Origin of the sequence: Streptomyces sp. UW30 (assembly GCF_008042075.1) — a bacterium.
GTDB lineage: Bacteria > Actinomycetota > Actinomycetes > Streptomycetales > Streptomycetaceae > Streptomyces.
On the sequence record NZ_RDBN01000173.1, the window covers coordinates 1 to 8,220 of the forward strand.

Sequence of the window (8,220 nt, forward strand, 5' to 3'; positions counted from 1 at the left end):
CATAGGGCCGGGAGGGCATAGGGCCGGGAGGGAGGGAACAAGGGAGCGGTCAGCGAGGCGGTTGGGTTCCCGGATACAGCTCGATGCGCAGGCTGTCGTCGTCATCGATGACGTAGGTCGGATCGGTGCGATGCCGCCAGCCCAGGGGGAGCAGGTAGTAGCGCTTGCCGCGTTCCACCAGGAGGCGCAGCTGGCTGTACCGGTAGCGGTAGTGCTGGTCCTTGCCCAGGTCCTCCACCAGAGGGCCGGGCGTTCCGGACATGCTGAGCCGTTCGGTGCTGAGGATGACTACGGCGGTACGGCCGACCAGCTGTTCGGCCGTACGCTCGGCGACTCGTCGGCCTTGCTGGCTTGCCGACATGCCCACCGCCCACACCAGCAGGAGCGCCGCCATCGCGATACTCACACCGCGTTGCCAGGCCCTCTGCTCCCCGGGCCGCGTGAGTCCCAGCAGCATGCCGCCGGCCGCGACGAGCGGAGCCGTCCAGCCGTAGGGCTGGATGAACGGCCACAGCCCCATGAGACACATCCCGGCCAGGACGACCAGCAGATGATGGCGGGCGATCGCTCGACCCGTCTGACCCGCACGGCGAACGACCTGATCGGGAAGCCTCAGCGAAGCCAGCAGTTGGGGAATCCGGGGTGCGATCACCGCCAGGGTCATCCCGAGGAGCACGGGCATGGTGATCAACTGCAGGCTCTTCAGCGCGATCTCGGTGAAACTCAGGCCGATCGCGAAGGCTTGCAGACGGAAGTAGCCGTAGAAGGCGCTGATGAACATGGCGCCGGCGTAGAACATCAGCGCCGTGAAGATCGATCCGGCGGCAACGACCGTGTTGATCCACTCTGCTGAGCCGGCACTCGCCGGTTCAGGGCTCGGGGCGTTGCGCGTGGGACGGGCCCGGTGTGCTGGGTCCGCCCGGAGACGTCGCCGGTGAGCCCGCAGTCGCGCACGCTGGGCTGATGCGGGTGGCTGGCTCGTGGCCGACGGCGTTCCTGTGCCGGTCTGAGCGGGGCGACGGCGGTGCCGGGGCAGTGGAGTGCGCCCGGAAGCAGGGGAGTTGGGCACGGCGTCGCTATGAAGTCGATGGCGGGGACGTCGGGCTCGGCGAGCCCGTACTCGAAGTCGGCGCAGGGGGCGCGGGCGACTCCTCGGCGGGTGGGCTCTCAGCACACTCCGAGTCCGCCTCACATGTCTGTGGTGGCTCGTCGATGGGCGATTCCTCCGGGCAGTCAGCACCTTCTCCGCACGGTTCGGTGGGCTCTTCGGTGGGTGCGGTACCCGGGTCGTACCCGTCGCCGTGTTCCGCCTCGGCAGGAGGCGGGGCCACCGGCGGCACCGCGGGATCCCCCCTGCTCACACCGCCCGAACCACCTTCCTCGGGCCGATCGTCTGCCCCGCCGCTTCCCTCTTCCGGCCCGCTCGATTCCGAGGATCCCGATGGCACGGAGCTCACCGAGGAACCGGAACTGACGTGAGTCGTCGGCCCGTGCGGCTGAGGTTGGGGCTCGGACCGCGTACAGCCGATGATGGCGAGAGTAATCAGAACGAACGACCCTGCCGCGGACGTCGTGCGCTGACCGTGTAAGCCCATGGTCTCCCCCGAAGTGGACGTCAATGGTAGGGGAGTTGCCGGGGGCCGGACCAGCACCTAATCAGCCGTGAAGCCGCCGTCTTCGGCGACGAGGGCGTGCAGCACATCGTCGCCCGAGATCTGCGGGAGCTGGTCCGGCGCCAACGCGCGGCGTCAGGAGATGCGGATGTCCGACCAGTTCGTGGACTTGCCGACCTGCGACCTGTTGGCGAAACCGCCCTGCCCGTTGCCCCGGTTCAGCCAGGCGCGGCCGTCCTTGTCGAGCGAGACCAGGTCGGCCCGGCCGTCCCCGGACAGGTCGAGCCCGCCGACCACGTCCTTGTAGGAGGTGCCCCAGTCCTTGAAGACCAGCGCCCGGGGCTTGAAGGTGCCGGCGCCGGTCCCGTTGAACCGCCACAGCTCGTTCGACGAGTCGATGGCCAGAAGGTCGTTCTTGCCGTCGCCGTTGAGGTCCCCGGCGGCGATCAGCTTCTTGTAGCCGCCGAAGCCGGACCCGGCGTCCGTACGGGCCTTGAAGCCGCCCGTGCCGTTGTTCGCGTACACGTACAGCTTCCCGGTCGACGCGGACCGGGTCAGCAGGTCGGCCCGGCCGTCGCCCGTCACATCGCCGGGGGAGAGGACCGCGTTGTACCCGCTCCAGTCCGAGGAGACCTTGACGTGGAACGACAGCTGGTCGGGCAGCCCGCCACACATCGTCGGGTAGACATCGGCCGCGCCCCTCGGGGTACGGACGAACACGTCGTTGCAGCCGTCGGAGTCCAGGTCGCCGAAGGGCAGCACCTGCGTGCCCGTCGGCCAGCTGCTCGCGCGCTGCCCCGCGGACAGCTTCGTCGCGTCGCCCGCGTACACCTTCAGCCCGGTGGTGCTGCCCTGGCCGAACAGGTCGGCCTTGCCGTCGTCCGTGTGGTCACGCCACTTGGGCAGGGCTCGGCTGGTGGTGGTGGCCTGGTAGACGCCGTACAGGACGACGCTGTTCGTCTCGGTCCGCTTGTACTCGTCCCACAGCACGACGGGGCGGCCGAGCTCGTCGGCGGTCACCTGGGGCGCCCCGGTGAACTGCGCGCTCGTCGCGCTCAGTCGCCGCGCGGTGGACCAGGTGCCCCCCTTGAAGACCGAGGCCATCGTGTACTCCTCGTACGAGTAGCCCTCCCGCCACGTCACCGTGACCGTGCCGCCCGAGGTGGCGACGGCGCCGACCGCGCGCACCTTCTTGTGCGTGGAGAAGCCCTGCGTGTACGGCTGCCAGGCACCGGTGGCCGCCGAGCGCACCCCGTACCAGGCGCCGGTCGAGTAGCCGGGCCCGCCGGCGACGAAGAGGTCGCCGCCCGGCAGGTACACCGGCGCCGCCATCACGGACGTGCTGCCGTAGTTGGCGGCCGACCGCGGGGCGCTCCACTGCGTGGCACCGGCGGAGCGGCGCGTGTGCATGAGGTGCGCGATGTTGTCGTAGAAGACGTCGAAGCCACCCTGCGGATTGGCGAACGCCTTCGGGCGCGCCAGATCCACGCCCGGGACCGGGAAATCCTGGACCACGCTCCAGGCGGCCGAGCCGGGGGTCTTCTCCAGGGCGACGACGGCCTTGCTCGACTGCCACTGCCACACCAGCAGGGCCGTGCCGTCCTTGGCGACCGCCAGGTCCATGCTGGAGATGTCCCGGCTGCCGGACGGCGGCTGCTCGTTGAGGTCGGCCGGAGCGGTCCACGCGGCCTGCGGGCCGGCCTTCTCGGCAGCCTTCACCACGCCGGAGACCGTCCACACGGCGACCAGCCGGCCGTCGGGGGCCGCCGCCAGGTGGTGGTAGCCCTTCTCGGGAACCGCGGCGACGTACTCGGGCTCGGAGAAGGCGGTCGCGCCGGGGGTGAGGGTGGCCGTCTTCAGCCAGTAGTTGCTTTGGTCGTCGGCACGCTTGGCGCGCCAGACCAGGCGCACCGAGCCGTCGCCGAGCGCGACCAGCTCGGTGTTGTACCCACCGGCGTCCGGCCAGCTCTGCGGGGCGAGCCAGCTGGTGCTGCCGGCGGGCCGGATCCGAGTGGAACGGGACAGCCCGTCCCCCGTGAGGGAAACGAGGGCACCGTTCCCGGCCGACACCAGGGCGTTCAGCCCGCCCGAGGCGGACGCGGGATTGGGGTTGGCGGCGTGCAGGGCACGCGTACCCCACGGGCCTGGCGCACGCGTTCCGACCGCAGCCTGGGCGGCGCCGGCGGCCTGCGCGGTGCTGTCGGCGGCCGAGGCTGCGGCGGTGGTGTGCGCGGCGGCCGGGGCCGCGGCCGTCAGGGCGAGTACGGGCGTGAGCGCGATGCCGAGCACCGCGCGGGACTGCGAAGTCATGGGAATGCCCCCCCGGGCAGGGCGAATCCGGTGACCCGGATTCGCCGAACTGTTCGATCGAGATGGGCGCAGCGTATATCAGCCAAGATCGTCCTGCGTGGGGGGTTTCCCGGTCCCTGCTGAGAGCAATGCGGCAAGCGCATCGAGCGTGCGACCCGCCCAGCAGGCTCATCCCGTCGCGGACGACGGGCGCGCCCCGAAGTCGGGCGTCCCGGCGCCGGTCCATGGAGTGCTGGGTGTGGGCTTGCGCTGCGTCGATGAGATTCTCGGCGGCAACAGTGACTTCGCGGATCCGGTTCCGGTCGGGCCGTCAGCGGACGTACAAGCCTTCCAAGAGCGCGGTCAGATATCGGCGGGCGGTTTCGACGCGGGCGGCCGGGCTGCCGTGGACGTTCGCGGCGAAGGCGATGCCGCACATGAGCGGGACCAGGTCGTCGGAGGTCAGGTCGGCGCGCACGACCTCGGCATCGTGGGCCCGCTCGAGCAACTGCCCGCCGACCGACCACAGGGTCCGCTTCAGTTCGGTGGTGCGCGGCAGGGCATCCGTGGGCGCGGCGGTGACCGGGGACAGGGAGGCGTCGGTGACCTGCGCTTCGATGGTGCGGGTCAGAAAGTCGGTGAGGGCGCGCTTGGGGTCCTCGTCGGCCAGCGCCTGCTCGCCGTGGGCGGTGAGTGCCTCCAGGCTGGGAGTGGCTACGGTCTCCAAGAGCGCCTCGGCGGTGGGGAAGTGGCGGTACACGGTGCCGACGCCCATCTGGACGCGGCGGGCGATGTCGTTCAGCTGCAGAGGTGTGCCTTCGTCCACGAGTTCGCGCGCCACGGCGACGATCCGTTCCCAGTTGCGGGCGGCGTCCTTGCGCAGGGGTGCGGTCGTCATGGCGGAGAGTCTATCTGGATGGTTCATCCGCATCGCGGGGGCGCGATCCGGATGAACCACAGCTCCATGCTGCCGCGCCTGCTCGGAGGAGCCGAGCCGCCTCGGGGTCACGGCCGATCGACTTGGCCTCCTGTCACCCGGCCGTGAGCGGTGCGAGGCGCTCGCTGAGCTGGCGGACGGCGTCGGCTATGTGGGGATCCGTTGCCGCGCGGAAGGGGGTGACCGGATACGCCTGGGGTCCGATGACGACGCCGGTTCGTCCGGCCAGCGAATCGTCGGTCGCGGCGAAGATCGACGGCTTGGCCGCCACGGACGCCGGGCCCGAGGTCGAGCGTTCGAACTTACGGCGGACCAGCGGCCAGAGCAGCCGCAACCCTGGCGAGACGATCTTCGGGTCGCGCATGGTGCCGTTGGTCATGTCGGTCGCGGCGCCCCCGGGATCCGCCGCGAAGACCGAGACGCCCGTGTCGTCGAGCCGGCCGGCCAGCTCCAGCGTGTAGGCGAGGTTGGCGAGTTTGGCCCGGCCGTACCAGTGGAAGCCGTAATAGCCACCCGGCGGCTCGACAGCGTCGAAGACCCGCTTGGCGACGCCGATCGCGCCCGAGGTGACGTTCACGATCCGGCTCGGCGCACCGGCTCGCAGGGCGGGCAGCAGCAGTTCGGTGAGTAGATACGGCGACAGGTGGTTGACGGCGAACGACGCCTCGATCCCGTCGGCCGAGTCCTGCCGGTCCGGAAACATCGCCCCGACGTTGTTGACCAGCACGGTCAGCGGACCGTCCGCGGTGATCCGGTTGGCGAGCTCGCGGACGGCATCGAGTGAGGAGAGGTCGGCGGCAAGGAACCGCGCGGAGTGCAACGGTGCCGTGGCGTTGATCCGCTCGACCGCCCGGGCGCCGCGCTCGACGTTCCGCCCCACCACGCTGACCGCGAGGCCCGCCTCGGCCAGCCCCAGGGCGGTCTCCAACCCGATTCCCGCTGTCCCTGCCGTGACCACGGCTGTCTGTTTCATCGCACGATCCGTTCCGCGTATGTGGATGGGTTATCCGGTTGACGTCACGATAACAGATGTGGATGATCTATCCGGTTGGGAGGTGAGGTGAGGTGAGCTGGCGTGGTGGCACGCAGGGGAGGGAGGCCTCGGACGGGGTCGCTGATCGAGGAGCTCACGGAGGAACGGGCCAGGGCCCGGAAGAGCAGGTCTCGCGGCTGGCGATCACCCGGGAGGGAGTTATGCGGGTGCCGGAGGAACCGCAGGCGGCGGATACCGTCTGGTGGGATTGCGGGATTGCGGGATTGCGGGCGCGGCGAGCACGCGGTGGAGCCGAGCCCGGACGCCGTCCTGGCCCCACCGGGCGAAGTACCAGTCGACGATTGGCCAGGCGGGACCGAAGACCGGCGCCGGACAAGGGCGTTCTGCACCCTGGCGGTGTCCTCACCCCACAGCGGTCAGGGTCCGTCCCCATGCCTCGCCACAGGCAAATTGGTCGCCGGCGTCACCGTTCCCGAATGCGCCACCACCACCAGCGTCCCGCCGTCCACTCGCTCACCCAACCCGGGTGGGGAAGAGTGCGACGTTCGAACTCCATGTCGATCTGCTCCACCAGGCGGCCCAAGTCCGCTCGGGCCCCTCTGGGTAGATGCTGCAGGGCCAATTCCAGGTCATCTCGGCCGTCCTCGATCTCGATGCCGGGACTCTCGGCAGGGCCAGTCAGATATCGTCCCGGTTGCCTGAAAGCCCACTCGAAACGGCTGAGAGCATCAGCAACTGCGTCCGGCCACAGATATTCGGCCTCAACACGTCGCACCGCTGCTCGAGTTCGAGCCGTCACACACGGAATTCGACGGACCGGCACGTGCTTGCGCGGCCGCCACCGCTCGGCGCGGAGGGCCTTGGGGCGCCTACGCGGCATCGCCCTTTCGGATCAGAACCATGGCGGCATTCTGACACGACCCGGGTCCTCGGAAATGGGCCAACGGCATCGCTCGCCTGAGACGGCTACAACTCCTCTCTCAATCGCGCCCAGGTATGCGTGTCCAGGCTGTCGTGGGGGCCGATGCGGGAGAGTTCGGCGCCGTCGTGTCCCAGGGCCACGATGACGGGACGGGCTCCGCGGCTGACGTAGGGGGACGTCCAGACAGCGATGAGCCTGCGCTGCTCCGGATTCTCGATCCGGCGGCCACCGATGAGCACGTGACCCACGTCCCGCCCGAGGCGCACTTTGGCGCAACTGATCCAAGGCGCGCCGGTGATGGAGGGCGGAAGGGGGTCCCGCCTGCCTGTCAGGCTGAGGGCGCCGGCGCCGTTGCGAACGTCGAGCACATCGACATGGGCAGGAGGGGCAGGATCATCTTCAGGGCCGATGCCGCCCCCGACGCACCGCCACTGCTCGCCGTACCACTCCAAGAGCGCCAAGTGCTCACGCATCCGAGGTGATTTCGGCCGCCACTCGATCCAGATCGCTCCGACACCGGCAGTGGCGTCGACATCGGCCGACACCACGGTCAGCACGCGCCGCGGCATCCACCAGGGCTGCGGCTCGTCCCTCGACAGCACCCGTCTCACGACGCCCCGTAGAAAGGTCTCCGACCGGGGTCCCGTCCACTGGGCCTCCCCCCATGCCCGCATGTGCCTGCGATACCCCGCGCGCAAGGGCGGCAAGCTCCCAACAGCTGAGGCAACGCCTCACAACCCTCCTTCCAGACCCTCCAGATGGCAGTTCGGCGGCCCTCGTCGACCGGGCAGTCGATCAGTTGTCAGGAGGAGCGGATCAGCCGGGAGGGCGACCCTGTCGTCTGACTGCCCTCGTTCCCCAGGGTCAGGGTCTCGGCGCCGGTCTTCGTCAGGGTGTAGAGGTTGCCTCGCTGGCAGATCACGCCGGCCGACGGATCTGTAGGAGCGCTGCTGACCGCCTCGAAGACCATGGACGTTCCATGCGTCTCCCGCAGACGCAGCGTCTCGGTGCACCCGAGGTCCCGGCCTGTGCCGTCCTCGGTCACGTGGCTGACCTGTCGGCCCACGATCTCGCCCCGGTCCGCCGCGTGGAGGGTCACGGTCACGGCCACCCGGTTCGTGCGCGCGTTGACAATGCCGTCGCCTGATGGGCTGCCGGGGCCTGTGCCCTTCCATGTGCCCACCCAGGACGCGGGCAGGGCATTTTGTGCAGCGGTGGGGGAGGGAGAGACGGAGGCAGTCGGGGTCGTACGATCGTTCCCGCCCGCCCCGTCATCGGTGCTGTCGGTGCCGTCGGGCCAGGCCAGCGCCGTGACGACGGCAGCGGTCACCACCGCGCCCCCGGCCACGGCAGCCCATCAGGCGACGGCATTGTCAACGCGCGCACGAACCGGGTGGCCGTGACCGTGACCCTCCACGCGGCGGACCGGGGCGAGATCGTGGGCCGACAGGTCAGCCACGTGACC

At 70.0% G+C, this 8,220-nt stretch carries 6 protein-coding genes; all 6 read right to left on the reverse strand.

Annotation, left to right across the window (positions count from 1 at the left end; genetic code table 11):
• Window positions 1–49: 49 nt before the first annotated feature.
• On the reverse strand, window positions 50–781 hold the full coding sequence (locus EAO75_RS45305; RefSeq protein ID WP_261989735.1) for a hypothetical protein: 732 nt from the start codon (window positions 779–781) through the stop codon (window positions 50–52).
• Between the two features lie 967 nt (window positions 782–1,748).
• Complete coding sequence (locus EAO75_RS45310; protein WP_148000939.1) at window positions 1,749–3,923, reverse strand: FG-GAP repeat domain-containing protein; 2,175 nt, start codon at window positions 3,921–3,923, stop codon at window positions 1,749–1,751.
• A gap of 310 nt (window positions 3,924–4,233) precedes the next feature.
• Window positions 4,234–4,800 carry a TetR/AcrR family transcriptional regulator gene (locus EAO75_RS45315; protein ID WP_148000940.1) on the reverse strand — a complete coding sequence of 189 codons (567 nt, stop codon included), beginning with the start codon at window positions 4,798–4,800 and terminating at the stop codon, window positions 4,234–4,236.
• A 133-nt stretch (window positions 4,801–4,933) separates the two neighbouring features.
• A complete protein-coding gene (locus EAO75_RS45320) occupies window positions 4,934–5,812 on the reverse strand; it encodes an SDR family NAD(P)-dependent oxidoreductase (RefSeq protein WP_148000941.1) in 879 nt (292 codons plus the stop codon).
• A gap of 987 nt (window positions 5,813–6,799) precedes the next feature.
• The gene (locus tag EAO75_RS45330) at window positions 6,800–7,312 is read right to left on the reverse strand and encodes a hypothetical protein (protein WP_261989736.1); all 513 of its coding nucleotides are present in this window, start codon (window positions 7,310–7,312) and stop codon (window positions 6,800–6,802) included.
• Between the two features lie 245 nt (window positions 7,313–7,557).
• Window positions 7,558–7,860 (reverse strand): hypothetical protein, encoded by a 303-nt coding sequence (locus EAO75_RS45335; RefSeq protein ID WP_148000943.1) that lies wholly within the window; start codon window positions 7,858–7,860, stop codon window positions 7,558–7,560.
• Between the last annotated feature and the right edge of the window lie 360 nt (window positions 7,861–8,220).

Coding starts and splice junctions, on each gene's coding strand:
- EAO75_RS45305 (WP_261989735.1), bottom strand. CDS start 781: ATGTTCATCAGCGCCTTCTACGGCTACTTCCGTCTGCAAGCCTTCGCG.
- EAO75_RS45310 (WP_148000939.1), bottom strand. CDS start 3,923: ATGACTTCGCAGTCCCGCGCGGTGCTCGGCATCGCGCTCACGCCCGTA.
- EAO75_RS45315 (WP_148000940.1), bottom strand. CDS start 4,800: ATGACGACCGCACCCCTGCGCAAGGACGCCGCCCGCAACTGGGAACGG.
- EAO75_RS45320 (WP_148000941.1), bottom strand. CDS start 5,812: ATGAAACAGACAGCCGTGGTCACGGCAGGGACAGCGGGAATCGGGTTG.